We start from the raw sequence: 26,469 nt of genomic DNA on the forward strand, positions 1-26,469 counted from the left end.
AGAGGGACCATTTAACCTTTATTATCATAACAGACCCCACTTTTTAAATCACGATCGTACGGGTTGTACAGCAATCTTTGTTACAATAAAAGAAGATAACTATAGATCTGAGGTAGGAGCAAATGAGTTTATTATCGGTTGAACAACTTTCAAAAAGTTACGGAGATAAAACACTGTTTCAGGATATCTCCTTTACAATTAGTGAAAAGCAGCGGATTGGCATCATCGGTGTCAATGGAACCGGCAAGTCAACTCTGCTTAAAATTATTGCGGGATTGGAATCCGCGGACGCGGGAGAAATCATCCACGCTAATGATTTTCACATCGAATATCTTTCCCAGACTCCTTATTTCGAAAATGGTGTAACGGTTCTTGAAGCTGTATTTTACGGGAATTCTCCCCTTATGCAGCTATTGCGCGAATATGAAAGAGCGATCAGCAGTCTTGAAGCAGATCCACAGAATGAAAAGCTTCAGAACAAGCTGTTTTCCCTTCAGCAGAAGATGGATGCCATGGATGCATGGGACACGAATACAACGGCAAAAACAGTGCTTAACCGGCTCGGCATCACAATGCTCGAACAGCAAGTGAGCATGCTTTCAGGCGGACAGCAAAAACGGGTGGCCATTGCCCGTGCGCTCATCCAGCCGGCTGACCTTCTCATATTGGATGAACCGACCAACCATATTGATAATGAAACAGTGGAATGGCTTGAGGATTTTCTTGCCAAATACAGAGGCGCCCTCCTGATGGTGACGCACGACCGTTACTTTTTAAACCGTGTTACGAACCGGATGATTGAACTCGAGGGCGGAAATTTGTATACGTATGAAGGAAACTATGAAATGTTTCTGGATAAGAAGGCAGAGCGCGAAGAACGTGAAGCATCGTCCGAACAAAAACGCCAAAATCTCCTTCGCCGTGAGCTGGCCTGGCTTAGAAGGGGAGCCAAAGCACGGACAACCAAACAGAAGGCAAGAGTTCAGCGTGCAGAGGCATTAAAGGAACAGTCCGGTCCTGCCGAAAAAGGCCAGATGGAGGTAGCGATTGGTTCCGCGAGACTCGGAAAGAAAGTGATCGAGATTGAGGGGATATCCAAGTCGTTTAACGGAAAGGCATTGTTCAACGATTTCAGCTACTTGGTTATGCCGGATGACAGACTGGGTATCATCGGTAAAAACGGAAGCGGTAAAACTACACTTTTAAATATTCTTGCCGGCAAAATGACTCCCGATACCGGACAGGTGGAAACAGGCCCGACCGTTAAACTGGGCTTCTACACCCAAAACCATGAAGAAATGGATGAGAGCCTGCGGGTCATCGAGTATATACGCGAAGCGGCTGAGGTCATTTATACAAAAGACGGCGACCCTATTACAGCATCGCAAATGCTCGAGCGGTTCCTGTTTTCTCCAAGTGCGCAATGGACATATATTTCAAGGCTTTCAGGAGGGGAAAGAAGGCGTCTGTATCTTCTGAGGGTATTAATGGATGAACCAAATGTGCTCTTTCTGGATGAGCCGACAAACGATCTGGATATTGAAACACTTTCCGTTCTGGAAGATTATCTGGAGCATTTTCCTGGTGCGGTCATTACAGTTTCCCATGACCGGTATTTCCTTGACCGCACGATGGAACATCTTTTTGCTCTCGAAGGAAATGGCCGGGTGGAACGCTTTGATGGAGATTACTCGGACTACCTGGAGCAAAAAAGAAAAGAAGAAGAACTGTTGGCTGTGTCGAAACCAGCAGCTTCTTCTGACGATCCAAAACCGAAAAAAGAAAAAGCCCGCCGCCTGTCCTATAAGGAACAAAAGGAATGGGAGACGATTGAGGACACCATTGCAGAATTAGAAGAAAAGCATGAAGAAATAGAGTCCCAGATTGCGGCCGCGGGAAGTGATTTCGGCAAGATCGACGGCTTGTTCCGTGAACAGCAGGAAGTTGCAGCCCGCCTTGAAGCGGCGATGAACCGCTGGGAAGAGCTTTCTGTGCTCGTGGAAGAGATTGAAAAAAATAAATAAAACAGAAGAATGAAAACCGCACTTTTGTAATGGAACCTCTAAAGTCTGAAGGTGGCTGTTACATGTGCGGTTTTTCTTTTTTTTCTTTTTTGAATGCTTTCCCTGTAAGAATGTTCCTGGCATACCAGACAGGACCGACAAGAAGGTAGACCGGATTTTTAAGAAACGAAGGCTTTTTTCCTTCAAAAAGGTGTCCGATAAATTGAAGGATCCACCCAACGATAAACAACGCCAGCGCAAGTTTCCAACGCCAGAAAAAGAGAGGCAGCGAAACAACAATCATCGGTATGCCGATCGAGTGGGTCAATTTGTTAATGGGATGCTGATGATCCTCTTTATACTTTTCAATGAAAGATTGATTGGCCATCTTTTATTCCTCCTTATCAAAGAATATTCTTTCTCAATAAATTCATCCCTTCTGGATATTCGACAAAATATCAACGAAATATTTTGGATTTTTATGTAAATATGATAATTGATTCTTGCGGACCTTTGATATGATTCGGTAGTCCTTCCTGAATGAACAAATGTATTTTTTGATTAGTAAAAATATTCTAATTATAGTACGAAGGTCGCATTCTAAATTGCTGAGTATATGATACTTTTAGATAGCAAGAAATTACAAAATATTCATTATCTTCTACGGGAGGGGTACATTTGGGAAAGTGGAGTAAGAGATTGGGGTCATCACTGGCGGTTACAGGATTGTCATTGGGGTTAGTATCAACATCCCTGTTTACTGGGTCTCTGGATGCGAAAGCAAAGACGGCGATGCAGGAAACCGTGTCAAATCATCATAGCAATAGCCACTCGGCGCTTGACCTTGCGATTGTAAATGATGATAAATTAATAGATTTGCTGATTAAAAAAGGAGTCATTTCCAAAAATGCTTCCCAAAAGGAAAAGCAAAAGGCACTGCAATCCTATCTTGAGCTAAAAGGAAAACCGGATGCTGTAAAAGAAAAGGATCCGCTTGCTCCAAAAGCAAAAGCGGCTGCTGCCGAAAAACAACGGGAGTTCAAAGGATTTAACAACGGCCTGTTGAACGGAAACGGAAAAAAGAAGGGTCACTACAAAAAACAACCCGATCCCGTTAACGATCATGGACCTGGTGAAGTAGTGAAAAAGGGAAAACTTTTAACCCTAATGGTGGAGTTTTCTGATACTGCTCACAACAAGATAAAGCCGAACGAGACAGACAACTACTACGAGGACTATAATCGAGAGCACTTCGAAGATATGATTTTCGGCGAGAATGGTGTAAAAGGCCCGAATGGAGAAGACTTTGTATCCCAAAAGGAATTTTATGAGCAGCAATCTGGTGGATCATATACCGTTGAAGGAAAAGCCTATGGATGGCTGAAGGTTCCGGGAACGGCTGCCTACTATGGTGCCGATAAAGCGACTGGCGGCCACGATAATGTGACACCAGGAGGTTCGAAGCAGTTAGTGGTGGATACGTATAATGCGGCCAAAGCTGCAGGAATTCCGCTTGAAGATTATGATTTGGAGGATCCGCATGATTTGGACGGCGACGGCAACTATTGGGAGCCGGATGGCCTGGTTGATCACCTGCAAATCATTCATGCCGGGATGGGGCAGGAAGCAGGGGGCGGATCTCTTGCAGACAACGCGATCTGGTCACACCGTTCTGCTAAATTGGTTGATCCGGATGGACTTGGACAGGGGAAACCTGGATTCTATGATTACACAATGATGCCTGAAGACGGGGCAACAGGCGTATTTGCTCACGAATATGGACATGATCTTGGCCTCCCTGATGAATACGACACGATTTATTCTGGTACAGGTGAAGCGGTTGGATACTGGTCCATCATGGCAAGTGGATCATGGGCAGGAAAGGTTCCAGGAGCAGAACCTACAGGATTCTCTCCTTGGGCAAAGTCCTACTTCCAATCTACTTTGGGAGGAAACTGGACAACCCCTACCGTTGTCGACTGGAAGGATGTATCCTCCAAAGGAACACAGTTCCTGCTTGATCAGGCCAATACGCCAAACGGCGACAATCACCAGGCTGTTCAAGTGAATCTTCCTAAGAAGAAAACAAACATTAATACACCAAAAGCAGGCACTTATGAGTACTGGGGCGGCCAGGCTGATGAGATGGACAACTCCATGGTGACGAATGTAGACCTAACAGGCAAGCAAACAGCGACGCTGACTTTTGACGCGTGGTACGATATTGAGGAGCAGTGGGACTTTGCCTTTGTTCAAGTTTCCACTGATGACGGTAAGACATGGAAGTCTCTCGGAAACGAGAATACCCGTTCTGACGTCGTTCCAGAAGGATATCCTACAATTTTAAACTCTATGCCAGGATTTACAGGCAACTCCAATGGCTGGCAGGCGCAGTCCTTTGATCTTTCCGCTTACAAAGGACAGAAAATCCAGCTTCGTCTCCGTTCTGCTACGGATTGGGGAACCAGCCAGCCAGGCTTCTATGCAGACAACATCAAAGTGGTCGCTGATGGTACGACTTTAATAGACGATGGAGCTGAGAAAGACCCATCTGCATTCACTCTAAAAGGCTTTGAAAAGTCAGATGGCAACAAATACAGTGACCATTACTATTTGCTTGAATGGAGAAATCACCAAGGAGTAGATGAAGGGCTTGCCCATATTAAACGTGGCAGCTCCCTTATGAGTTATGACGGGGGACTGGTTGTATGGTATGTGGATCCGACGTTTACCGATAACTGGACAGGCGTTCACCCTGGCGATGGTTTCCTTGGGGTAGTAGATTCACACATTAATGACCTGAAGTGGAACACTGGAGTAGAAGCCAGCACTCGGTTCCATATTGCAGATGCTGCATTTGGATTGGATAAAACGTCTGGTCTAAATATCGATTATCCGGGAGTACAAACGCTGACAGCACCATATCAACCAGCGGTATCTCTCTTTGACGACAGCAAGTCCTTCAAAAATCCATTTATGCCGGATGCCGGACGCAACACAGACAACTATGGTCTAAAAGTACGGGTAAATGGTGAGGCATCTGATGATTCAGTAGGGGCAATTGTCATTTATAAATAAGTAATTTAGCTCTTCTGCTTTAAAGCGGAAGAGCTAAATGGTTCTTAATACCTATATTCCCCTGTGAAAAAATTGCTATTTTAGTAAATTAGTACAATCCTCTTTAGCTTAGTAATATGATACCTTTAAAAAGTAAGTATACAGAAAATTCATGCTGTTCAAAAACAGGAGGGGTTACATTGGGAAATTGGTCTAAAAAATTAGGCTCATCGCTCTTGATTGGCGGACTCTCTTTAGGTCTGTTGTCACCATCAGCGTTTGCCAGCGATGTACAGCCGTCTAAGGGGAAAACGTCTGAGTTTGCACCCATCGACATGAATGTTGTCGATCAGGACCGGCTGGCAAAGGCGTTAAAAGATCGTGGGCTGATCTCCAAGAATGCATCAAAGGTGGATACGGCCAAGGCAGTACAGAAGTACATAGAACGTAAAAATGAAAAAACGGGCGGAACCGAAAACATCGCAGCTTCTTCTTCATCCAGCAAGAAGAGTTTCGACCAAAAAACAAAAGCTTTCCTCAACAAGCAAAAAGAGCAGTTGTCCAAGAAGTTGAACAACAGCCATGCGCAGTTGAAAAAAGGCGGATCGTCTGACGGTTTTGTCAATGTGAAACCGGCAAAAGGAAAGAAATATAACGGCCCTGTAAGAAAAGACAAAGTACTGGTGCTCTTGGCAGAGTACTCTGATTTCAAACACAATAGCATTGAGCAGGAACCTGGCTATATGTGGTCTGATGACTTCAACCAGCAGCATTACGAGAAAATGCTTTTCGGGGACAAGCCTTTTAAACTATTTGATGGTTCAAAGGTAGAAACATTCAAGCAGTTCTATGAAGAGCAGTCCGGTGGGAGCTACACGGTAGAAGGAACGGTTTCTCCGTGGCTTACGGTTCCTGGTAAAGCCAAAGACTACGGCGATGATTCGCCAGACGGCGGAAATGACAACCAGGCCCCGCTAGGACCTCGTGATTTCATTAAAGATTCCTTAAATGCTGCCGTTAAAGCAGGTATTAATCTAAAAGACTATGATAATCTTGATATCTATGATCTTGATGGTGACGGCAACATCAACGAGCCGGATGGATTGGTCGACCACTTGATGGTCATCCATGCTGGTGTTGGACAGGAAGCCGGTGGCGGAGCACTTGGAGACGATGCCATCTGGTCTCACCGCTGGACAATTGGCCAACAGCCATATAAGATTCCGGGAACTTCAACGGATGTTCCTTATTGGGGCGGACAAATGGCTGCTTTCGACTACACAGTTGAGCCGGAAGACGGTGCGGTTGGTGTATTTGCCCATGAATTCGGCCATGACTTAGGTCTTCCGGATGAGTATGATACTCAGTATACCGACGATGGTGAGCCGGTTGCTTCATGGTCCATCATGAGCGGCGGAAGCTGGAATGGGGAAATTGCAGGAACAACACCTACAAGCTTCTCACCGCAAAACAAAGACTTCTTCCAAAAAACGATTGGTGGAAACTGGGCAAACATTCAGGAAGTAGATTACAAGGACATTGACAAGCTTGGCCTTTTGACAACCATCGACCAGTCTGTAACCAAGTCCAAAAATCCTGGTGTTGTTAAAGTCAATCTTCCTGACAAAAAGGTACAGGGACTTAAGCCGGAATTTGGTCAGAAATATTATTACAGTGAAAAAGGCGATGATCTCAATACAACGATGACAACGCCTGAGTTTGACCTTACAAATGCAAAATCTGCAAAATTCACGTATAAGGCAAACTTTGAAATTGAATATGATTACGACTTCATGACTGTAAAAGCTGTAACGAGCAATGGAACCGAAGAAGTTGTTGACGTAATTGGCGACGAAAACACATCTAATGGTGCAGACTCTTCCAATGGTGAATGGGTGGACAAGGAAATCGACCTTGCTAAATTTGCCGGCCAAAAAGTAAAACTCGTCTTTAACTATGTTACAGACGGCGGATTGGCATTGAACGGATTTGCCATGGACAACCTTTCATTAACGGTTGATGGCAATGTAGTCTTTACTGATGATGCTGAAGGCACTCCTAAATTGACGTTTGCTGGCGGAGCAAAAACAACTGATGGTATCGACTTTAAGAAAAACAACTACTACCTGGAGTGGAGAAATTACGCTGGTGCGGATAAAGCGCTTGAATTTGCCCGCGGTGTAAAATACAACACAGGTATGATGGTATGGTATGCAGATGACAGCTACTCCGATAACTGGACTGGTCCACATCCAGGCTATGGATTCCTTGGAGTGGTAGATTCCCACCCTAAGGCAATCGTTGGTACGCTAAATGGCAAGCCAAGCATTGAAGATTCTACTCGCTACCAAGTAGCAGATGCTGCCTTCTCATTTGACAAGGCTCCATCCTGGTACATTAACTCTCCATCCCGAGGGATCTTTGACTACAAAGGACTTCCGGGTGTGAGATCGTTTGATGACTCCAGAGAGTACATCGACTGGACAGACTACAACGGGGACGCAGAAGATGGTGTCATTGCTGATGCAGGACGCATCCTTCCGAACCTTGGATTACAGTTCCATGTACTTGGTGAAGCAAGCGACAACTCTGCCGGTACAATCTGGATTCGCAAAAGATAGTGATTGAAGAAAACCTGAGTGGCTTTTGCCATTCAGGTTTTTTTTGAATTTTTGGAATAACATGTTTACAAATCCTGCATACTTATACTATAGTTAAGATATTAAAGAGTCTTTAAGGAGGTATGTTTTATGAATATCGCTATTGTATCTGCCATTTCTGTTGTTAATTTCATATCACAGCCCTCCGGTAACCTGGACCTTTACTTTTTTTGATGCACGTTTGTGCAACCTTCAATGGTTAAGTGCAGATACCCGTGGGCTGTATATTATGCTCACGGGTTTTTATTTTGTACGGAAGGCTGCTTGTTTAAGCGGCTTGTTACAGACCGGTGAAACGGTCTTTTTTTTATGCAAAAAACAACTTATCTCATTGGAGGAAATCACATTGAATTTAAAACAATTAGGCTGGGAATCTTTTTTTGAAAATCATTTTACCGATTATGATCAAGAACAGTTTACCGTGGGGAGAGTGGCTCTTGAGTATAAGAGAATGTACCGCTTGTTTACCGAGCATGGTGAACTACTTGCTGAAATCACAGGTAAGCTCCGACATTCGGCAACGGAACGTCAGGATTATCCCGCGGTTGGGGACTGGGTTGTTATCTCTGCAAGGCCAGAGGAACAGAAAGCATCCATTCATGCCATTTTGCCAAGAAAAAGTAAGTTTTCAAGAAAGGCTGCGGGGGTCACAACTGAAGAGCAGATTGTGGCAGCTAACATTGACACTGTTTTTCTTGTCAATGCCCTGAACACCGATTTTAACCTCCGCAGGATGGAGCGTTATTTGCTCATGGCCTGGGAGAGCGGGGCAAACCCGGTGATTGTTCTGAGCAAATCTGATCTTTGTGAGAATGTTTCACAAAAGTTAATGGAAGTGGAAAGCATTGCGATGGGGGTACCGGTCCACGCGATCAGTGCTGAAAATGGCGAAGGGCTGGATCAACTGTCTGCGTATCTCGAATGGGGTCAAACGGTGGCATTGCTTGGTTCCTCAGGAGCGGGAAAATCCACTCTAACGAATGCACTTTTCGGTGAAAAGAAACAGGAAGTGAAGACTATCCGGGAAGATGATGACAAAGGTCGCCATACTACGACACATCGGGAACTGGTATTGCTTCAAGGTGGCGGAGTAGTTGTTGATACTCCTGGGATGAGGGAGCTTCAGCTGTGGGAAGCGGATGAAGGGGTAAGCCAGAGTTTTTCGGATGTAGCAGCATTAGCAGCAAACTGCCGGTTCAGAGATTGCCAGCACACAACAGAGCCAGGATGTGCTGTGCAGGAGGCCATTTCAGACGGTACATTGGATCAAGAACGCTATAACAGCTACGTTAAGCTGCAAAAAGAGCTGGCGTTTCTCGCCAGGAAAGAGGATCAGCGTTTAGCGCTGGCGGAAAAAAATAAATGGAAAAAAATCAGCGGGGACCGCACACGTGTGAACCGCAAATAAAGAAGTGCAGCCGGAATTATCCGGCTGCGTTTTTCTACGCCTGAATGCTTTGTATTTCCTCTAACACGCCATCCCAAAGCTTGATGCGCATTTTCAAAGATTCCATAGCGGCTTGTTTTGCCTGCTGCAGTTTTTCCGGGTCCTCACCGCAAAGCGAAAGCAGCAGTTTTTCCGCAAGTGGACCGTGCTCATCCCCGTCCAATTCAATGTGGCGGTTCAAGTAGTACTTTAATGTTTTTGCGCTCACACCATGTGAGGAAACTTCATCAACAAGCACCTGAAACATGTCGGGAATTAAGTCTTCTCTTCCGAAAAAGAAAGCAGCGGCCACCTCATGCACTTCTCCATGCTGGGCAAGCTTCAGGCTGTGATGTGTAAATCCAGCAGCGCTCCTTGGAATTTCATCCGATTCAAGCGCCAGAAGTGGGTCTTCTCCTTCTTTTATCCTTGTAAGATACGTCACAATGGGATTTGTATCTGCTTTTACCTCTTTCATTCCTTTCAAATAAAGCTCAAAGTGGCTGATAAATCCGCCTTCCCCATCTTCATCCGTTTCTTCTCCCAGTACAATTTCATTAATGAATCGGGCATATTCAGGATGAGGTGCCGGTATCCATGGCAATGAAACACGGGTGAGTTCAATTTGCAGCTTTTTTAAAAGACTCATAAAATCCCATACAGCAAAGACATGATGCTTCATCAAGATTTTTACTCGTTCTGCATTGGTCAGCTGTTTGTAGAGAGGATGTTGGAGCAGTTCCTCACGCACTTCTGTCAAGTCATTAAATACAGGGTGTTCCATAATAGCATTCCTTTCTTTTTGTTCCGGCGTTTGATGATTTGCCAGAATGGTAATGGTTATAAGATAACGGAAAAATATAGCGAGGTGATCAGTTATGCTGCAAAGATTCACAATACAGACACATAATCGGGACGAGATGCTGGATATAACGGAGACGGTCCGGGCCTATATCCAGGAACAAGGTGTGCAAGAAGGAGTTCTTTATGTATATTGTGCCCACACAACTGCAGGGATAACAATCAATGAAAATGCCGATCCGGATGTTAAATCAGACATGTTGATGAGGCTTGACGAAGTATATCCGTGGGAGCATCCGAAGTATCGCCACGGGGAGGGGAATACCGCGTCCCATCTAAAAGCAAGTACGGTAGGTTCCTCCCAGCCGGTTATTATCAATGATGGGGATCTGGTACTCGGAACATGGCAGGGCATTTATTTCTGTGAATTTGATGGACCCCGTACCCGGAACTATTTTGTAAAAGTGATTCCGGATTAAGCAAAAAATCCTCTTTCATTTGTGAAAGAGGATTTTTTGCTATCTTTTAAGGCAAAGCTGCTCTATTTCCAACAAGGTGTCTTTTGCGCTGCTGTAAATGGAGAGATCAAAAAGGTGATCCATCGGTGTTGGCTCACGATTGATTAATACAGTCTTTCCTTTTGCCATGGAAGGAAGCTGGTTCACGGGATAAACCTGAAGGCTCGTACCAATTATCAGGACCAAATCAGCCTGGCGAATGGCCGATATAGCTTGATGCCAAACCTCCTCAGGCAGCAGTTCCCCGAAAAGAACGATGGATGGACGAAGCTTTCCTCCGCAGGAACAGGTCGATCCATTTTTAAAATCTTCTGCTGAATGCACTTTGCTGCAGGTGTGGCAGTATATTTTTTGGAGTGATCCATGAAGTTCATAGATATTCTTTCCTCCAGCTCTCTGGTGAAAGCCGTCAACATTCTGGGTTGCGACTGCCTGAATCAATCCATTTTGCTGTAATCGTGCTAATGCTTCATACCCCTCATGAGGACTGCAAGTCTCAACATCTTGCAGACGTAGGGTGTAAAATTCATTAAAAAGATCGTAATGATTGTCCAGAGCCTCGACAGATGAAACATAGGCTGGATCAAAGTTTTTCCATAATCCATTATGCGACCTGAAATCGGGGATTCCGCTTTCGGTGGACATTCCGGCCCCGCTCAAAACGACGGTGCAGGAAGAGTGGTTTAACCAGGAAGCCAGCTGTTCAATGGCCTGTTGATCCGTCATAAGGCATCACTCCTTTTAGTACTCATTATAGTACACTTAAGCTCTTCTTCTTATTTTTTTGCCCAAATAACGGTATACTTTAAGATAGCATTGAAATAGATGGGAGAGTCATGGATGATTAAAGTGCTGTTTGTATGTCTAGGCAATATCTGCCGTTCACCAATGGCTGAAGCAATCTTCAGGGATATGGTGGCCAAGCGGAAGTTGGAAGATAAAATATCAGTAGATTCTGCCGGAACCGGAAACTGGCATGTAGGTGAACCTCCTCACTCCGGAACACAAAAACTGTTAACCGATAAAAAAATTTCATTTGAAGGGCTAAAAGCCAGGCAGATCACAGAGACCGATCTTTCGGCATATGGCTATGTCATTGGAATGGACGCTGAAAACATCGGAAATCTTCAGCAGCTCGCGGGCAATACACCTGTAGAGCATGTAGCAAGACTCATGGATTATGTTCCTGGAAGTGAGGTCCAGGATGTTCCGGATCCTTATTTTACGGGCAACTTTGATGAAGTTTATGCCATGGTAAAAGAAGGATGCACTCATTTGCTTGATGAGATTGTGGAACGGGAAAACTTGTAAGGAGGAAAGGGAATGGGCATAGTTCGGGAGCTTTCAACACGGGTTGAAGTAAAAGATGCGTTTCCAGTAATGAAGCAACTGCGTCCCCATTTAACTGAAGCGTTGTATCTTTCTTTATATGAAGAAATGAGAACGAGCGGCTATACGCTGCTTGCCTGCTACGATGATGAGTCCATTGTTGCTGTGGCAGGATTTGCCGTGTTGACCAACCTTTATTACGGGAAACATGTGTGGATCTATGATTTGGTAACCGATGAACAGGTCCGCTCAAAAGGATACGGGGAAGAGCTGCTTTCGTTCATTGAATCGTTTGCGGCACAAAACAACTGTAATTGTGTAGCTTTGTCATCTGGCACAGCACGAACAGATGCCCACCGGTTTTATGAAGCAAGGATGGGATATGCCAGGGTCAGCTATGTATTTAAAAAAGACATTGCAACATAAAAAAAACCGTCGCGCCTTTTGGCGTGACGGTTTTTTTTAGTATGGAGTGTTATGCGTTTCTTCGCATACCACGCAGGATAGCACTGACAATCAATACAACGACAATCGCACCGATGATCGCTGGTATGATAGCGAAACCTGCTACGGTAGGACCCCAGTCACCAAGGACTAGTCCGCCGAGCCAAGCCCCGACAAAACCTGCGATAATGTTACCAATGATTCCGCCAGGAACGTCACGTCCTGTGATTACTCCTGCTAACCATCCAATAATACCACCTATAATAAGTGCCCAAAGAAAACTCATGTGTGTGTTCCTCCTTAAAATGTTTTTTGTTTTATTGTGTTGTACCGTTAAGATACCCATTGGCAAATAAAAATAAACAAAATAAAAAAATGTTTTTTCACTCCAAGCATCGGGAATGTAATTCGTACACTCACGCAAATACTTATTATAAGGAGAGATGCAAAATGGCTTACCAAAGTTACGAAACGTATCAGAAAAATGACAGTAAATTATTAAAAGGCATTTTAATCGGAGCTGCGGTCGGAGCTGCGGTTGCTATGCTGGATCGTTCGACCCGGCAATCCATGAAGCAGCGTTCCATCGGGGTAAAAGATACGACCATGAACCTTGCAAGGACTGTTAAAGATGATCCTCAATCTCTGACCAGCGGCATGAAGGAAACGTTTCAATCAGCATCAACAGCAGTAAATGATGTTGTTGAAGATGTAAAACATCTTATGAGTACAGTGGACAGTGTAAAAAACACAGGGATGCAGGCGGTAGAACAAGTAAAGGGAGCAGGAAATGAAGTCGCTAAAATCGGCAGCAAATTAAAGGATGCCGGACAGGATGTAAAAGAGCACAGCAAAGATACAGTAGCCGAAATTTCTGATAAAAATTCTACTTCACCTACTTCATCCACTTCCACTTCAGGTCCGTCCTATGCGGATTTAGACAATGAACCACATGTCGTCGGAAGGAATCAGGGCAACTAATCGTTGCCCTTTTTTTCAATGGGCCAAACAGCGAGGTGAACCTATATGAATTTATTTAGCCAGCTTAAAGGCATATCTCCCAAATCATTTGCAGTGGAGTTTATGCACAGCTTTAAGAAAAATGATGTGCCGGACTTGGCAGCACAGCTTGCCTACTATTTTCTTTTGTCTCTCTTTCCATTTATGATCTTTCTGATTACGCTCGGCGGTATTTTTATATCTCCGGAAGATGCGGTTAAAGTGTTAAATAATGTGGTTCCGGGTGAATCGATGAAGATCATCAGGGAAAACCTGCAGACGGTCATCGAATCCAAAAAGGGAGGGCTTCTTTCTTTCGGGATCATTGCCACTCTCTGGTCCGCTTCAAATGGCGTAAATGCGGTGATTAAGGCATTGAATGAAGCATATGGCGTTGAAGAGTGCCGGTCATTTATTATGGCAAGAACCCTTGCCGTGTTTCTTACCATTGGGCTCATCCTGGCCATCGTTGTTTCTCTTGTCCTACCCGTGTTTGGAAAAATGATTGGTGAATTTATTTTCTCCTATCTCGGCCTGGATCAGGTTTTCCTCAGCATATGGGGATTGATGCGCTGGCTGATTAGTTTTCTGGTCATAGCTGTCGTTTTTTCTGTCCTTTATTACATGGGGCCCTGCAAAAGACTGAAGTATCGTGAAGTATGGTATGGTGCAGTCTTTTCTACAGTTGCCTGGCTGATTGTTTCTTTGTGCTTCGCATTTTATGTAGACAGCTTTGGAAATTATTCTGCTACATACGGAAGCCTTGGAGCTGTGATTGTCCTCATGCTGTGGTTTTATTTGACAGGACTGGTTGTTGTCCTTGGCGGCGTAATCAATGCAACATTGCATAAATTTAAAATTGATCAGGCTTATGAAAGAGGCCTGCTGACTAAAACAAGATAATGTTTTGTAAAAAAAGACCGCATTGGGCGGTTTTTTTTTGGACAAATTTACCCCCCAAATGCATGATTTCCTATCGACCTCATATGGTATAATGAACGGGGCTTTTTTTTGAGCATAAGTTGGATGTTCTGCGATTGGCCGGGATCAAGCGATTGAATGGAGAAGGAAAATGACCAAGAATAAAAACGTTACTAAGAAAAAGGCCCGGTTAAAGTGGAGAAATATCGGCTGGCTTATGTTTTTGATTTATTTTACGGTTCTGATATACGTCACTCTCTTTACATACAACCATTATGTGTACGGAAAATCACTGAACCTTGTGCTGTTTGACAGTATAAGGCTGATGTGGAAAAGCGGCGATTACTGGCTGATCTTTAAAAACATTATTGGAAACGTCGTACTATTCTTTCCTCTGGGATTCTTGCCGCCCCTGATCCACCGCTTTTTCTCAAAATGGGGACTTATGTTTTTCATTGGATTCGGGACAAGCTCTATCATCGAAGTGCTGCAATATTGTTATGCTCACCGCATTTTCGATATCGATGACATCTTATTAAATGGATTTGGCACCATGGTTGGGCTTGGTGTGTTTAAATTTTGCGCTCTCATCTATAGAATTATTGAAAATAACATATTAAAAAGAAAAAGGTAGCTTCCATAGCTGCCTTTTTGCAGTTTTGGGGCTGTTTGAGGAGGGATAAGAGGCGGTATGTGGATTGGTTGCGGTTCGAATCACCTCATTTTCAACAAAAAAGCCGCCTGATGGAAAGGGCGGCTTTTTTTATGATCCAGCTTCAACTGTCGCTTTTAAACGGGCTCTTCAGCTTTTCTTTATTACTTAGTTTCTTTTCCTAGGACGCGGTTGACGCGTTTGGTTAGCATTTTCATGCCTTCACCGCCGGCTTGGAAGTGGCGAAGTTTTCCTTCTGCATCAAAAACGTAATAGGCTGGTACATATTGGTTTTCGAAAGCATCGGTAAGGTTATGTTGATTATCAACAAAGATGGGCTGGGAAATGTCGTGTTCTTTTGCTACTTCTTTGATTTGGTCAAGGTCCAGATCTTTTTCAGAACGCGGCATATGCACGGCAACGACATTTAATTCATCTTGATAATCGTCACGGAATTTGTTGATGTTTGGCATAGCTTCTTTACATAGTCCGCAGCTTACAGACCAAAAGTGAATAAGGGTTGGTTTGTTGCCGATCAGCTCTTCTTTTTTAACTTCTCCGTTAATCCATTCTGTTGCGCCATTTAATTCCGGCATTTCATCACGTAGTCTCATGAATAGGTGGCTCCTTTGCTAATTTTTTTATTTATAATTATTATTATTTAATTTCAATTATAAGTATAAGGAATTTCAACACAGAATGCAAAAATATTGCCTTCTCTAGTATGCATTTTGACAGCTTATATTATTGGTTCTCAGACGACGTTTTTTTGCGACTGATTTCTTTCCCCGGTTCCTTTATGAAAATAGGTGACAAGGAGGAGAATCAACAGCATGCCGCTGATCGCGTAAACAAAGGCGCCTGATTGGAAGGCTTCAATAAACCAGCCGCCAACAAGAGGGCCCGTCATGCTTCCGGAGCTGAAGGCGATTCCGGCCAGGATATTGCCCACAGGCAGAAGGTGCAACGGAAGGAGATCGCTCATATACGTAATTCCAAGTGAAAAAAGGGAACCGACAAACATACCGGCAATGAAAAACAGAAGTAAATAAATCCACATGTGGCTGCCAGCCAATAACGTACCTGTAAAGGACAGAAATCCAACGAAAAGGCATACGAGCAGCACTTTTCTCCGGCCAAAGCGGTCACTCCATAATCCAAGTGGCAATTGAAAGACAAGGCTTCCAACGACAAAAGATGGCAGCAAAACGGAAACCCAATCCACCGGTATTCCATGCCGCAATGCGTAAACAGGGAAAGAACCATTTAGCGAAGCCTCCAGGAATCCGTAGCCAAATGTAGGCAGAAGGGCGACCCAGGAAGACCGAATAACTTCACGGTAGCGTCCAAGTGTATTCATTCCTGCTTCTTTTATACCTTCAGACGATGGAAACTCATTTTGAATGAACGTCATAATAAACAGTGATATCAGGCAGAAGGCTCCTGATATAAGAAATGGCAGTGCCTCGCTCACGGAAGCAAGTCTGGTCATAAGCGGTCCGATTCCAAAGCCAGCTCCAAACGCAATTCCATACAGAGCGATGTTTCGGCCACGCTTTGCAGCAGGGCTGTTGGATGTCACCCAAACCTGTGTGGAGAAATGGAGCATGTGATCTCCAACCCCGATCACCAGACGAAGCGCGAACCAAAACCAGAAGGCTTTCCACCAGGGGAATAAAAAAAGCGAAACAGTAACAAGGATAAGCCCTGACAGGATTATTTTTTTATAGCCCAATCTTCTCATCGGTTTTTCAATAAAAGGTGAAGCAAGAACAATACCGATATACAGAGCGATGGCATTTAATCCGTTTAATGTAGAAGAAGTGCCCGCCTCTTCCAGCAGAATGGCGATCAATGGCAGAAGCATGCCTTGAGAAAATCCTGAAATAAAAACAATACTTACTAAAATGGAGAATTTTGATCGAGTTAATACAGCCATTATATTACCTGTCCTTTGCGTCAGATCTATCCTCATTTTACAATGAATAGCCTTGTCATGGACAGGAAATCGCAATTTTTGTAAAAACCAACGAAAGTTGTATAAACTGTATGGTATACGAGGTGATGTTATGGAATTTACAATGAGAGAAAATGGGTTTCAAACGCAATTTGAATATGGGTCCCTTGATATTTCAGGAGATGCAAGCTATGGATTCAGGCCGTATCAGCTGATGGTGTCATCTGTCGCGGTCTGCAGCGGGGGGGTGCTCCGAAAAGTACTGGCAAAAATGCGGCTGGAAGTGGATGATATCAAAATTAAAGCGGATGTCGTCAGAAACAAGGAGGAGGCAGACCGGATTGAAAGCATTCATATGCATTTTATTTTGAAAGGCAATGGTCTGTCACCAGAGAAAATTGAAAAAGCACTGCGCGTTACAGAGAAAAACTGTTCAATGGTTCAGTCGGTGAAAGACAGCATCCGCATCAGTGATTCATTTGAACTGATGAACTGATTGCATAAAGAAAAGCATTCCTTTCGGGAATGCTTTTCTTGGTTTTTTTACATATCTAATGTAACGGGCTCTTTTTCTTTTGAATTCATCAGACGGAATGCCGTAGGCTGAATCTCGAGGATGATTAGATCAGGATCATCAGGACCCGTAAACCAGTGCTTCATCATATCTTGCCAGAATTCTTCTTTAATCACTTCTTTATCACGAATCTTGATCGTCCCCTGCATTTCAATATAGGGGCTGTCCCAGTCGGTGTAGCCTAAAAGTACATGAACATTTGGGTTTTCTTCAATCTCATCCACTTTATGTGTTTGTTTACTTGTTGCTGTTAACAGGGTAATATCATCACGTTGGAAGTACATATATCGTGCGTTTGGTTTGTTCTGTGAAACGGTGGAAAGGGTGCCGATAGGATTAGAGTCCACAATATCTTTAATTTTTTGCTTAAATTCTTCCTGATTCATAAATAATTCTCCTTTCATTTTTCACCTGTTAAAATAGTTCCACAAATTTGAATCGAGTAAACACAGAACCATTTTTAGAACATGGAGAGGAGCAAGGGCAATGGCGCTTAGCCACGATTTTACAAAAGGCAATCTGTTCAAAAGTATGATTTTCTATTCCTGGCCCATCTTCCTGAGCAATCTCCTCCAGGTTTCCTTTCAAATTATTGACAGCTATTGGGTGGGAAACCTTCTTGGAAGCAGGGAAGTCGGAGCAATTTCGATATCGTCGACGGTCATTTTTGCCGTCTTGTCGTTTATTATTGGGATCAATGGGGCCGCACTGACTGTCCTTTCACAGCAAAAAGGAGCGGATGATGCCGAAGGGCTCAGAAAATCAGTGAATGCCTTTGTCACCCTTTTGGGATGTTTGGCCATTTTGCTTGGCATGATTGGATTTTTTTCATCTCAGTGGCTGCTTAAGCTTCTCGGAACCCCGCAATCCGTGATGCCCATGGCGGAAAACTATCTTCAGATTAATTTTGCGGGCATTTTGTTTTTGTTTGGCTACAATTTTATTTCGACCATCCTTCGGGCAATGGGGGACAGTAAAACACCTGTACAGTTTGTGCTGATTGCCGTTATTTTAAATGCCATCCTTGATCCTTTGTTTATTAGTGGATTTCACCTTGGATTGAATGGTGCAGCTTATGCCACGATCTTTTCGCAAGGTGTCGCTTTCTTATATGGGGTGTACCATTCCGTTAAAACAGGCAAGGTTCCTTTTGAAGTTCCTCATTGGCCGGAAAGCTATTATTTAAAGACAGTTACGGCACTTGGACTGCCGGCGGGGTTTCAGATGCTGTTAATATCCGGTGGAGTGGCTGCAATCATGAGTGTGGTTGCTTCCTTTGGGGAAGATGTGGTCGCCGGGTTTGGAGTCGCCCAGCGCATGGACAGTCTGATCATGCTGCCTGCCATGACACTTGGTTCAGCTGTAAACAGTATGGCTGGCCAAAATATTGGTGCAAATAAATGGCACAGGGTTTCATTGGTGGCGAGGAATGGGATTTATCTTATTTTAAGTGTCACCCTTTTAATCAGCGGAATTGTATTTGCCGGGGCCACCTGGTTTATTTCCTTATTTGTTAAGGATACAGAAACGATTGAATTTGGTGCTCAATATTTAAGAAGCATTGCTTTCTTTTATCCGTTTCTGGGTATTAATTTTGTTTTGAACGGGGTTGTCCGGGCTTCAGGCGCTATGGTGCAAGTTCTGATCCTGAACCTCATTTCATTTTGGATTCTTCGATACCCATTGACCTATTTATTTGCAGAGTGGTTGGGGGAACGAGGGATTGCCTTTGGAATGTCCGTAAGCTTTATCATTAGCAGTGTTTTCGCCATTTTGTATTACAAGCTTGGGAAATGGAAGGATATCCGCATATTAAAGCATGAAAAGGAAAAAGACGCCTGAATTTAAAGGCGTCTTTTTTTGTGTAAAAATTTGTTATTCACTCAGCATGGATAAATTTCTACAACAAGAAAAAAATAGGGATATAAAAGGAGGAAAAACACATGAAACGGAACACTTTGGCGTTGGGTTTAAATCGGAACTCATCCGCCTTATTCCTTGTTATATTTATGATTTTTTCCCTGGTTGTCCAGCCGCATTCCGCTGCTGCGGCAGGTGTAAGGGTTCCGGGATCGGTTGTTAGTATCTCTAAGGAAAACACCTATCCTAACTCCGCACAAGACCTTCCTTACCTTGAACCGAGCAAATTGGCTAAGTCAATGCTGAAAACGTCCAATGTGGCCATAACCAACCCGGATTTAATTCGTATGTTGAACGAGTCTGTCATTCATCCGTCAAAATTGGCTATTGGTTACAGAGCCAAAATCTTTCTTGGAGTGTGGCCTCTTTCGTATCAATCTACAGAATCAGCCGTTAATTGGGAATATCAGCAAATCAATTTGAACAGACTTGACAACCGGGGAGGCAAGTCGCTTGCTCAGCTGCGCTATCATCAGCAGATGCACAAACGTGTGACTGGAGGGCTTACTGCTGAAATCCCTAACAGCGAAGCGGTAAAGAAAATGATGATGATTGCTGCAGGGGAAAAAACCAAACTTCCTCTTTCATTTCAGACGAATATTGGAGCGGGTACCAAGAAAAACAATGTGTATAACATTGCACCTAAGCAGGTGGGATACTTGTCAAGCTATGTTCCAGCTGTGAATGAAAAAGGCAGGGTCACCTACGGTGAAGTCTATATTGTCCTAAAAGGCAGTAAACGAAAAATCGAAGTTCAAAATGTAACCCAACAGGGAATCGGAGCATGGATTCCTGTCCAGGAACACGTTTCATTCAGGTTTCATTCGTCGAATATGTAAATAAAAAAGAACCAGCTAAAGCTGGTTCTTTTTTATTTTTGAAGTTCGCATTCTTCAACCCACTGCTCACTCCAAGATTGAATAGATTCAATAATGGATCTTAGGGATTCTCCCTTTTCTGTCAATGCATACTCGATGCGGACCGGGGTTTCAGGATAAACATGGCGCGAAACAATACCGACGGATTCCAATTCTTTCATGCGCTCCGTAAGCATGCGGTCGCTCATCTCGGGGATTTGCTTTTTAATATCTTTAAAACGCCTTGAACCTCCCAATAAAACACGGATGATGAGACCCGTCCATTTTTTTCCTATAATATCTATCGCTACTTCATATCTGGGACACATTGTGTTGTAATCCATACAATTCACCTCATTGTATTGATCTTTCGACTATCCAAGTTACTCATTATAGTCTTTCCTATGATGATACTCCCAAAACTTACTATTGTAAAGTTTATAACTTTTTAATTAGTCAAATATTGGAAGAAAGCGTCGTAAAATCAATATTTTTGTAATACGTATCTTTTACCAGCAGATTTGGACCAAGGCATTTTACAGCCGAGCAATGGCAATTCACTGATTTCGCTGCAGGTGTACTCAGCCATGCTTCATAGGCTTCAGGAAATGAGGTGGTTTGTATATTGCCAAGGGAAGGAGTGTCACCAAAATCAGTGACAATAATTTCTCCATCAAACAAATTGACGTTCAAACGTGAACGGCCATCAGGGTCATTTCGAACCGTCACATTTTTTTCAGCATACAGCCGGTTTAATAATTCCAAGTCATTATTCTCGGCAGAACATGGATAAAAAGGCAGGGTTCCAAAAAGCATCCAGACTTCAGGATTACGGACATCAAGCAGTCTGTGGATAGCTGAACGTGTATCCTCAAGTGACAGAACCTGAAGCGAACTGGCAAAGTCACTCGGATACATTGGGTGAATTTCATGGCGTTGGCAGCCCATTTCCTGAATGTGATTGTGGATTTTTTCCAGATAGGGCAGAGTCGTCTTGTTCAGCATCGTTTCAGCAGAGACAAGGACACCTCTTTTTGTAAGCTCTTGGGCATTATGTACCATTCGGTCAAACAATGCGGTACGCTGCTCAAACGAAGGTTTCCTCTCCATTTGGGCAAAACCGATCTCGGCAAAATCCTCGAGGGTTCCCCAATTGTGGGAAATATGAAGAACATCCAGATAAGGAAGAATGGGCTCATAACGTTCAAGATCCAGGGTAAGGTTGGAATTAATCTGGGTTCTTGCTCCACGTGAAGTGGCATAGCGGAGCAAAGGAACAACATAGTTCTCGACGGATTTTTTTGACATCATCGGCTCTCCGCCGGTGATGGAAAATGACCGAAGTTCCGGAATTTCATCCAATCGACCTATAAGAAGCTCAAGCGGCAGAGGTTCTGGATCCTTAACATTCAGTGTGTAACCGACAGCGCAGTGTGCACAGCGCATGTTGCAAAGGGTGGTTGTCGTAACTTCAATATTGGAAAGCTGCATAGTGCCGTGCATTTCTACATCCAAATAAGCTTCCCAAGGATCATTCTGGATGGAAATTGGGTTTTTTACCATCATAAAAAAAACTCCTTTATTAATAAAACGGGTAAAAACATATCGTTTCCGCAATCTATAAATACACCATATGATAACGCAATCGCCGCAAAAGAAAAAGGGTTGCGGGGATTTTATTGGCAGAGATTCAATCCTTTGATACAGTATGAAAGAAAGGAGAGGGATATGTGGGTAAATCAGTAGAAGATAAGTCATCTCAAAAAGAATACATTATGAATCGGATCGACATGCTGCTGCAGGTGCTGGACTCAATTGATGCAGAAACAGCAGGTGTGGAAGAAATTGACCGTATCATTGGGATGCTTGATGATCTTGAATTTAAATGCAAACAATTCCGAAATAATTGGGAAAAAGAATAAATTGGAACGAAAAGTAAGCGCTCTTTTATCCTTTTTGTTATAATGGTATTGGTTTAAAGCGATACAAATTATTTTTATATAATAAAAGGGGTTAGAGCATGGAAAAGTTTCAGGAGAGCATGTATAAGCTAATCGTGGAAACATCTACAAATTTGCCAAAGGATGTCCGCAGAGCCATTGCGGCTGCGAAAATTCGCGAAAATGCAGGCACCCGTGCAGCAATGTCGTTAGATACGATTACAAAAAACATTAAAATGGCCGACGATAACGTTTCACCGATCTGTCAGGATACGGGACTGCCGACCTTTAAAATTAAAGTACCTGTTAACGTGAACCAAATTGAAATGAAAAAGGCGATCAAAAAAGCGGTGGCTGACGCGACAAGAGATACCAAGCTTCGTCCCAACTCCGTGGATTCCATCACTGGCGATAACAGCGGTGATAATCTTGGTGAGGGAACGCCTGTCATTAAGTTTGAACAATGGGAAAACGATTATATTGATGTCCGTCTGATTCTAAAAGGCGGCGGATGCGAGAATAAAAATATTCAATACAGCCTGCCAGCTGAACTAGAAGGGCTTGGCCGTGCAGGGCGTGACCTTGATGGCATCCGAAAATGCATCATGCATTCCGTTTACCAGGCGCAAGGTCAAGGATGCAGTGCCGGTTTCATTGGTGTAGGAATTGGCGGAGACCGTACAAGCGGTTACGAGCTTGCCAAGGAAATGCTGTTCCGATCGGCAGATGATGTTAATCCGAACGAAAATCTTCGCAAACTTGAAGAATATGTAATGGAAAATGCCAACAAGCTTGGCATCGGAACCATGGGCTTTGGAGGAGAAACAACCCTTCTTGGCTGTAAAGTGGGCGTTATCAACCGAATTCCTGCCAGCTTCTTCGTTTCTGTAGCCTACAACTGCTGGGCATACCGCCGTTTAGGCGTTAAGATTGACCCGGTTTCTGGTGAAATCCAGGAGTGGCTGTATCAGGAAGGCGAAGATGTCGACTTCGACAAAATGAAGGAAGAAGCGGCTGCAGCACTAGAGGAAAAAACGGAAGTTCGTCAGGTGACTCTAGAAGCCCCGATTACAGAAGAACAAATTCGCGAACTGCGTGTAGGGGATGTTGTGACCATCAACGGTATGATGCATACCGGACGCGACGCCATTCATAAATATTTAACCGATCATGATGCACCCGTTGATCTGAACGGACAAATCATCTACCATTGCGGTCCGGTTATGGCCAAGGATGAGGAAGACAACTGGGTCGTTAAAGCTGCTGGTCCAACCACCTCAATCCGTGAAGAGCCTTACCAGGGGGATATCATGAAAAAATTCGGTATCCGTGCAGTCATCGGCAAGGGCGGAATGGGCAAAAAGACCCTACAGGCGCTTGGCGAGCATGGCGGTGTTTATTTGAATGCCATTGGCGGAGCCGCACAGTACTATGCGGAATGCATGCAAAAAGTAGAAGGCGTTGATTTGATGCAATTTGGTATTCCGGAAGCCATGTGGCACATTAACGTTAAAGGATTTACAGCCGTTGTTACCATGGACTCCCACGGCAACAGCCTTCATCAGGATGTGGAGAGCTCCTCACTTGAAAAACTTGCGCAATTTAAAGAACCTGTTTTTAAATAAAACTCCTGAAAAAAGGCCGGCGAACTGCCGGTCCTTTTTTCATGGCAAAGACTTCCTCGTATGCTTTTAATTCAACCATAAACACTAAAGGTAAGGATGAATTCAGCAAGGAAGGAGAGATACACCATGAAAAAATGGGGAATATCTGCACTGTTTATTGGTGCTATAATGCTGGTAACTACCCATACCGCTTTTGCTTTGCAGCCTTCTAATACCCGACATGAGTGGTATTTTCAAAAGCAAGGGAATGAAGTGCCGCCGACGACCGACCATCGCTATCTTCAGCTGATGGAAAAGTACGACGGTCTGTTTTTAGGAGATCCAAAGAGAAAAGACATTTATCTTACCTTTGATAATGGGTATGAAAATGGCTATACCGATGATGTTCTGAATACGTTAAAGGAGAAAAAGGTGCCTGCCGCGTTCTTTGTTACCGGGCATTTTATCAACACCCATCCAGACCTGATCCTGCGTATGGCAAAGGAAGGCCATATTGTCGGTAATCATACGAACCATCATCCGGATATGACCCAGATCAGTGCGGAACGTATGAAAGAGGAACTGGAATCGGTTAAGCAAAAATACAGCAAAATCACCGGAAAGAACGACATGCAGTTTCTTCGTCCTCCAAGAGGGGTGTTCAGCGAGCAATCGATTGCTGTTTCCAAGCAACTGGGATACCGGCACGTATTTTGGTCGCTGGCATTTGTTGACTGGGAAGTGAACCGGCAGCGCGGCTGGCAATATTCATATAACAACATCATGAAACAGATTCATCCGGGCTGCATTCTGCTTTTACACACAGTTTCAAGGGATAATGCAGAGGCACTGGGCAAAGCCATAGATGATTTGAGAAAGAGGGGCTATACGTTCAAAAGCCTTGATAACCTTAAAGTGGATAACCAGACAAAGAAATCACCAGTCCAATAAAAAAAGCCTTTTTATAAGGCTTTTTTCTCTGTTTCGGTGTTGTAATTGGGAACAAGCGGGAAACAATGCTATAATGGGACGTAAAAAATTTTTTGAGAGAAGTGAATGGCTATGCCAAAAGAAACAGCCAACCACAAACAAAAAACAATTTTAACCAAAGGACAGACCATCCCGCTCAACATTAAGCGTCTTGGCATTAATGGAGAAGGAGTTGGTTTTTTTAAACGCACAGTGGTCTTTGTACCGGGAGCCCTTCCCGGTGAAGAAATCATTGCGCAAATAGAGAAGGTTTATCCTAACCGTGCTGAAGCTGTGATCAAGCGCATCAAGAAAAAATCGCGTGACCGGGTGGTGCCCCCATGTCCATTATATGATGAATGCGGCGGCTGCCAGCTGCAGCACCTAAGCTACGAAGGTCAATTGAAGGAAAAGCAGGATGTCGTTCGTCAGGCCTTTGAGCGGTATACAAAAATTAAACCGGAGAAACTGCCTCTCCGTCCGACCGTCGGAATGCAAAACCCTTGGGAGTATCGGAATAAAAGCCAGCTTCAGGTGGCCAAAGAGAAGGAGAAGGTTATTGCTGGCCTTTATGGCATTAATTCGCACCGCATCATTGATCTCGACCAATGCATCGTCCAGCATCCCGAAACTGTGCGTGTAACGAACGCCGTTAAACGAATTCTGGAGGATCTGAATATACCGGTTTATCATGAAAAAACAAGAAAAGGGATCATCCGCACCATCGTGGTAAGAACCGGCTTTGAAACAGGTGAAACCCAGCTAGTTCTTGTGACCACCCAAGAAAAAATTCCGCGCAAAGAACTTTTGATTGCTGAAATCCAAAAACGGATCCCCGAAATCAAATCCATTGTGCAGAATGTGAATGACAAAAAAACTTCGATTATTTTCGGAGAAAGGACCATCCCGCTTGAGGGTCCTGAAACGATCGGGGAGAAGCTGGGCAGCTTGTCGTTTGAGCTTTCAGCAAGAGCGTTCTTTCAGTTGAACCCGCAACAGACCGTAAAGCTGTATGATGAAGCTAAAAAAGCAGCGAAGCTGACCGGAAAAGAAAAAGTGGTGGACGCCTACTGCGGAACCGGAACGATTGGTCTCTGGCTGGCCCCGGACGCTGCAGAAATAAGAGGAATGGACATCATTGATGAATCCATCCTCAATGCAAAAGAGAATGCAAAACGGCACGGATTTGCGAACACACAGTACGAAACTGGAAAAGCGGAAGTCATCCTTCCAAAGTGGCTGAAGGAAGGCTGGAAACCGGATGTTATTGTGGTTGACCCACCTCGAACCGGATGCGATCAGGCTTTCCTGAAAACTGTCGGAAAAATAAAGCCGAAACGGTTGGTGTATGTGTCCTGTAATCCTTCTACCCTGGCAAAAGATGTCCACATGTTGATAAGTCACGGGTTCGAATTGGAAAATTTGACACCTGTGGATATGTTTCCGCAAACGGCTCATGTTGAAGTTGTGTGCACTCTCGTACAAAAGAATATAGGATGAAAAAAAGAGAGAGGGGCGATTCCTACCTCTCTTTTTTGAATGATGTACCGTTTTCTGAGGGTTCTCATTCGTATTTGCTTTTTCTTAAAGCTTTTTTATTCACCGATCGCATCGTTTAATGTCCGCGTGTTTTTTTGACTAGGTTATATTAAATTTAATGAAAAGTGTGGTACTTATCATTATTTTCAGACATATACACACAATCCACAGGGTTATCCACTGGTTGTGAATATTTATAATAATGAAAAATTTATATAAACATTATGATATGTTTATTTATTTTACAAATCTTTAATAAGCACGTAAGTTATCCACATTATTAACATCTTGTGGATAAA

At 43.7% G+C, this 26,469-nt stretch carries 26 protein-coding genes; 17 read left to right on the plus strand and 9 right to left on the minus strand.

Annotation, left to right across the window (positions count from 1 at the left end; all coding sequences use genetic code 11):
• Positions 1 to 122: 122 nt before the first annotated feature.
• Positions 123 to 2,024, plus strand: coding sequence for an ABC-F family ATP-binding cassette domain-containing protein (locus tag BLT53_RS19070; RefSeq protein ID WP_090237443.1), 1,902 nt, complete (start codon positions 123 to 125; stop codon positions 2,022 to 2,024).
• 58 nt (positions 2,025 to 2,082) lie between these two features.
• Here the strand turns inward: BLT53_RS19070 and BLT53_RS19075 are convergent, their stop codons facing one another.
• A complete protein-coding gene (locus tag BLT53_RS19075; protein ID WP_090237445.1) occupies positions 2,083 to 2,391 on the minus strand; it encodes an Mpo1-like protein in 309 nt (102 codons plus the stop codon).
• A 290-nt stretch (positions 2,392 to 2,681) separates the two neighbouring features.
• Between BLT53_RS19075 and BLT53_RS19080 the strand changes: the two genes are divergently transcribed.
• The 3 genes from BLT53_RS19080 to rsgA all read left to right on the plus strand — a co-directional run bounded on the left by BLT53_RS19080 (position 2,682) and on the right by rsgA (position 9,128).
• Positions 2,682 to 5,081: an immune inhibitor A domain-containing protein gene (locus tag BLT53_RS19080; protein ID WP_244520509.1), complete on the plus strand. Its 2,400-nt coding sequence runs from the start codon at positions 2,682 to 2,684 to the stop codon at positions 5,079 to 5,081.
• A gap of 179 nt (positions 5,082 to 5,260) precedes the next feature.
• Complete coding sequence (locus BLT53_RS19085; RefSeq protein ID WP_244520510.1) at positions 5,261 to 7,681, plus strand: immune inhibitor A domain-containing protein; 2,421 nt, start codon at positions 5,261 to 5,263, stop codon at positions 7,679 to 7,681.
• 385 nt (positions 7,682 to 8,066) lie between these two features.
• A complete protein-coding gene (gene rsgA / locus BLT53_RS19090) occupies positions 8,067 to 9,128 on the plus strand; it encodes a ribosome small subunit-dependent GTPase A (RefSeq protein ID WP_244520511.1) in 1,062 nt (353 codons plus the stop codon).
• A gap of 34 nt (positions 9,129 to 9,162) precedes the next feature.
• Here rsgA and BLT53_RS19095 read toward each other — a convergent pair whose 3' ends face one another.
• Positions 9,163 to 9,930 (minus strand): DUF3050 domain-containing protein, encoded by a 768-nt coding sequence (locus tag BLT53_RS19095; RefSeq protein WP_090237448.1) that lies wholly within the window; start codon positions 9,928 to 9,930, stop codon positions 9,163 to 9,165.
• Between the two features lie 94 nt (positions 9,931 to 10,024).
• On the opposite strand from BLT53_RS19095, the gene BLT53_RS19100 reads away from it, so the two are divergent.
• The gene (locus BLT53_RS19100; RefSeq protein ID WP_090237450.1) at positions 10,025 to 10,426 is read left to right on the plus strand and encodes a secondary thiamine-phosphate synthase enzyme YjbQ; all 402 of its coding nucleotides are present in this window, start codon (positions 10,025 to 10,027) and stop codon (positions 10,424 to 10,426) included.
• 39 nt (positions 10,427 to 10,465) lie between these two features.
• On the opposite strand, the gene BLT53_RS19105 is transcribed toward BLT53_RS19100, so the two are convergent.
• Positions 10,466 to 11,191: an SIR2 family NAD-dependent protein deacylase gene (locus BLT53_RS19105; RefSeq protein ID WP_090237451.1), complete on the minus strand. Its 726-nt coding sequence runs from the start codon at positions 11,189 to 11,191 to the stop codon at positions 10,466 to 10,468.
• A 114-nt stretch (positions 11,192 to 11,305) separates the two neighbouring features.
• On the opposite strand from BLT53_RS19105, the gene BLT53_RS19110 reads away from it, so the two are divergent.
• Together BLT53_RS19110 and BLT53_RS19115 are read left to right on the plus strand one after the other, a co-directional pair.
• Complete coding sequence (locus BLT53_RS19110) at positions 11,306 to 11,776, plus strand: low molecular weight protein-tyrosine-phosphatase (protein WP_090237453.1); 471 nt, start codon at positions 11,306 to 11,308, stop codon at positions 11,774 to 11,776.
• Between the two features lie 12 nt (positions 11,777 to 11,788).
• Entirely contained in the window at positions 11,789 to 12,220 is a 432-nt protein-coding gene (locus BLT53_RS19115; protein ID WP_090237454.1) for a GNAT family N-acetyltransferase, read from the plus strand.
• A 49-nt stretch (positions 12,221 to 12,269) separates the two neighbouring features.
• Here the strand turns inward: BLT53_RS19115 and BLT53_RS19120 are convergent, their stop codons facing one another.
• Positions 12,270 to 12,524, minus strand: a complete 255-nt coding sequence (locus BLT53_RS19120; RefSeq protein WP_090237456.1) for a GlsB/YeaQ/YmgE family stress response membrane protein — start codon at positions 12,522 to 12,524, stop codon at positions 12,270 to 12,272.
• Between the two features lie 164 nt (positions 12,525 to 12,688).
• On the opposite strand from BLT53_RS19120, the gene BLT53_RS19125 reads away from it, so the two are divergent.
• The 3 genes from BLT53_RS19125 to BLT53_RS19135 all read left to right on the plus strand — a co-directional run bounded on the left by BLT53_RS19125 (position 12,689) and on the right by BLT53_RS19135 (position 14,792).
• Positions 12,689 to 13,219 carry a hypothetical protein gene (locus BLT53_RS19125; RefSeq protein ID WP_090237457.1) on the plus strand — a complete coding sequence of 177 codons (531 nt, stop codon included), beginning with the start codon at positions 12,689 to 12,691 and terminating at the stop codon, positions 13,217 to 13,219.
• 45 nt (positions 13,220 to 13,264) lie between these two features.
• Positions 13,265 to 14,140, plus strand: a complete 876-nt coding sequence (locus tag BLT53_RS19130; RefSeq protein WP_090237459.1) for a YihY/virulence factor BrkB family protein — start codon at positions 13,265 to 13,267, stop codon at positions 14,138 to 14,140.
• Positions 14,141 to 14,309: 169 nt separating this feature from the next.
• Positions 14,310 to 14,792 carry a VanZ family protein gene (locus BLT53_RS19135; protein WP_090237460.1) on the plus strand — a complete coding sequence of 161 codons (483 nt, stop codon included), beginning with the start codon at positions 14,310 to 14,312 and terminating at the stop codon, positions 14,790 to 14,792.
• A gap of 182 nt (positions 14,793 to 14,974) precedes the next feature.
• Here BLT53_RS19135 and BLT53_RS19140 read toward each other — a convergent pair whose 3' ends face one another.
• Together BLT53_RS19140 and BLT53_RS19145 are read right to left on the minus strand one after the other, a co-directional pair.
• Positions 14,975 to 15,424 carry a TlpA disulfide reductase family protein gene (locus BLT53_RS19140; RefSeq protein ID WP_090237462.1) on the minus strand — a complete coding sequence of 150 codons (450 nt, stop codon included), beginning with the start codon at positions 15,422 to 15,424 and terminating at the stop codon, positions 14,975 to 14,977.
• A gap of 140 nt (positions 15,425 to 15,564) precedes the next feature.
• Positions 15,565 to 16,824 carry an MFS transporter gene (locus BLT53_RS19145; protein WP_342027881.1) on the minus strand — a complete coding sequence of 420 codons (1,260 nt, stop codon included), beginning with the start codon at positions 16,822 to 16,824 and terminating at the stop codon, positions 15,565 to 15,567.
• Positions 16,825 to 16,879: 55 nt separating this feature from the next.
• Between BLT53_RS19145 and BLT53_RS19150 the strand changes: the two genes are divergently transcribed.
• Entirely contained in the window at positions 16,880 to 17,263 is a 384-nt protein-coding gene (locus BLT53_RS19150) for an OsmC family protein (RefSeq protein ID WP_090237465.1), read from the plus strand.
• Positions 17,264 to 17,310: 47 nt separating this feature from the next.
• Here BLT53_RS19150 and BLT53_RS19155 read toward each other — a convergent pair whose 3' ends face one another.
• Positions 17,311 to 17,727 (minus strand): pyridoxamine 5'-phosphate oxidase family protein, encoded by a 417-nt coding sequence (locus tag BLT53_RS19155; protein ID WP_090237466.1) that lies wholly within the window; start codon positions 17,725 to 17,727, stop codon positions 17,311 to 17,313.
• 100 nt (positions 17,728 to 17,827) lie between these two features.
• Between BLT53_RS19155 and BLT53_RS19160 the strand changes: the two genes are divergently transcribed.
• Both BLT53_RS19160 and BLT53_RS19165 read left to right on the plus strand, forming a co-directional pair.
• Positions 17,828 to 19,183, plus strand: coding sequence for an MATE family efflux transporter (locus BLT53_RS19160; protein WP_090237468.1), 1,356 nt, complete (start codon positions 17,828 to 17,830; stop codon positions 19,181 to 19,183).
• A gap of 101 nt (positions 19,184 to 19,284) precedes the next feature.
• Positions 19,285 to 20,100 (plus strand): YfkD famly protein, encoded by an 816-nt coding sequence (locus BLT53_RS19165; protein WP_425284716.1) that lies wholly within the window; start codon positions 19,285 to 19,287, stop codon positions 20,098 to 20,100.
• Positions 20,101 to 20,132: 32 nt separating this feature from the next.
• Here the strand turns inward: BLT53_RS19165 and BLT53_RS19170 are convergent, their stop codons facing one another.
• Both BLT53_RS19170 and yfkAB read right to left on the minus strand, forming a co-directional pair.
• Positions 20,133 to 20,462, minus strand: a complete 330-nt coding sequence (locus tag BLT53_RS19170) for a winged helix-turn-helix transcriptional regulator (protein WP_090237469.1) — start codon at positions 20,460 to 20,462, stop codon at positions 20,133 to 20,135.
• Between the two features lie 112 nt (positions 20,463 to 20,574).
• A complete protein-coding gene (gene yfkAB, locus BLT53_RS19175; protein WP_425284718.1) occupies positions 20,575 to 21,684 on the minus strand; it encodes a radical SAM/CxCxxxxC motif protein YfkAB in 1,110 nt (369 codons plus the stop codon).
• 164 nt (positions 21,685 to 21,848) lie between these two features.
• On the opposite strand from yfkAB, the gene BLT53_RS19180 reads away from it, so the two are divergent.
• The 4 genes from BLT53_RS19180 to rlmD all read left to right on the plus strand — a co-directional run bounded on the left by BLT53_RS19180 (position 21,849) and on the right by rlmD (position 26,131).
• Positions 21,849 to 22,040, plus strand: a complete 192-nt coding sequence (locus BLT53_RS19180; RefSeq protein ID WP_061974313.1) for an SE1561 family protein — start codon at positions 21,849 to 21,851, stop codon at positions 22,038 to 22,040.
• 98 nt (positions 22,041 to 22,138) lie between these two features.
• Positions 22,139 to 23,683 carry a fumarate hydratase gene (locus BLT53_RS19185; protein WP_090237472.1) on the plus strand — a complete coding sequence of 515 codons (1,545 nt, stop codon included), beginning with the start codon at positions 22,139 to 22,141 and terminating at the stop codon, positions 23,681 to 23,683.
• Positions 23,684 to 23,809: 126 nt separating this feature from the next.
• Positions 23,810 to 24,613 carry a delta-lactam-biosynthetic de-N-acetylase gene (gene pdaA, locus BLT53_RS19190; protein WP_090237473.1) on the plus strand — a complete coding sequence of 268 codons (804 nt, stop codon included), beginning with the start codon at positions 23,810 to 23,812 and terminating at the stop codon, positions 24,611 to 24,613.
• A 111-nt stretch (positions 24,614 to 24,724) separates the two neighbouring features.
• Positions 24,725 to 26,131, plus strand: coding sequence for a 23S rRNA (uracil(1939)-C(5))-methyltransferase RlmD (rlmD, locus tag BLT53_RS19195; RefSeq protein ID WP_090237475.1), 1,407 nt, complete (start codon positions 24,725 to 24,727; stop codon positions 26,129 to 26,131).
• Positions 26,132 to 26,469: the final 338 nt, after the last annotated feature.

The organism is Fictibacillus solisalsi (assembly GCF_900103485.1).
GTDB classification, from domain to species: domain Bacteria; phylum Bacillota; class Bacilli; order Bacillales; family Fictibacillaceae; genus Fictibacillus_C; species Fictibacillus_C solisalsi.

Coding starts and splice junctions, on each gene's coding strand:
- BLT53_RS19070 (WP_090237443.1), top strand. CDS start 123: ATGAGTTTATTATCGGTTGAACAACTTTCAAAAAGTTACGGAGATAAA.
- BLT53_RS19075 (WP_090237445.1), bottom strand. CDS start 2,391: ATGGCCAATCAATCTTTCATTGAAAAGTATAAAGAGGATCATCAGCAT.
- BLT53_RS19095 (WP_090237448.1), bottom strand. CDS start 9,930: ATGGAACACCCTGTATTTAATGACTTGACAGAAGTGCGTGAGGAACTG.
- BLT53_RS19100 (WP_090237450.1), top strand. CDS start 10,025: ATGCTGCAAAGATTCACAATACAGACACATAATCGGGACGAGATGCTG.
- BLT53_RS19105 (WP_090237451.1), bottom strand. CDS start 11,191: ATGACGGATCAACAGGCCATTGAACAGCTGGCTTCCTGGTTAAACCAC.
- BLT53_RS19110 (WP_090237453.1), top strand. CDS start 11,306: ATGATTAAAGTGCTGTTTGTATGTCTAGGCAATATCTGCCGTTCACCA.
- BLT53_RS19115 (WP_090237454.1), top strand. CDS start 11,789: ATGGGCATAGTTCGGGAGCTTTCAACACGGGTTGAAGTAAAAGATGCG.
- BLT53_RS19120 (WP_090237456.1), bottom strand. CDS start 12,524: ATGAGTTTTCTTTGGGCACTTATTATAGGTGGTATTATTGGATGGTTA.
- BLT53_RS19125 (WP_090237457.1), top strand. CDS start 12,689: ATGGCTTACCAAAGTTACGAAACGTATCAGAAAAATGACAGTAAATTA.
- BLT53_RS19130 (WP_090237459.1), top strand. CDS start 13,265: ATGAATTTATTTAGCCAGCTTAAAGGCATATCTCCCAAATCATTTGCA.
- BLT53_RS19135 (WP_090237460.1), top strand. CDS start 14,310: ATGACCAAGAATAAAAACGTTACTAAGAAAAAGGCCCGGTTAAAGTGG.
- BLT53_RS19140 (WP_090237462.1), bottom strand. CDS start 15,424: ATGAGACTACGTGATGAAATGCCGGAATTAAATGGCGCAACAGAATGG.
- BLT53_RS19150 (WP_090237465.1), top strand. CDS start 16,880: ATGGAATTTACAATGAGAGAAAATGGGTTTCAAACGCAATTTGAATAT.
- BLT53_RS19155 (WP_090237466.1), bottom strand. CDS start 17,727: ATGAATCAGGAAGAATTTAAGCAAAAAATTAAAGATATTGTGGACTCT.
- BLT53_RS19160 (WP_090237468.1), top strand. CDS start 17,828: ATGGCGCTTAGCCACGATTTTACAAAAGGCAATCTGTTCAAAAGTATG.
- BLT53_RS19165 (WP_425284716.1), top strand. CDS start 19,285: ATGAAACGGAACACTTTGGCGTTGGGTTTAAATCGGAACTCATCCGCC.
- BLT53_RS19170 (WP_090237469.1), bottom strand. CDS start 20,462: ATGGATTACAACACAATGTGTCCCAGATATGAAGTAGCGATAGATATT.
- yfkAB (WP_425284718.1), bottom strand. CDS start 21,684: ATGATGGTAAAAAACCCAATTTCCATCCAGAATGATCCTTGGGAAGCT.
- BLT53_RS19185 (WP_090237472.1), top strand. CDS start 22,139: ATGGAAAAGTTTCAGGAGAGCATGTATAAGCTAATCGTGGAAACATCT.
- pdaA (WP_090237473.1), top strand. CDS start 23,810: ATGAAAAAATGGGGAATATCTGCACTGTTTATTGGTGCTATAATGCTG.
- rlmD (WP_090237475.1), top strand. CDS start 24,725: ATGCCAAAAGAAACAGCCAACCACAAACAAAAAACAATTTTAACCAAA.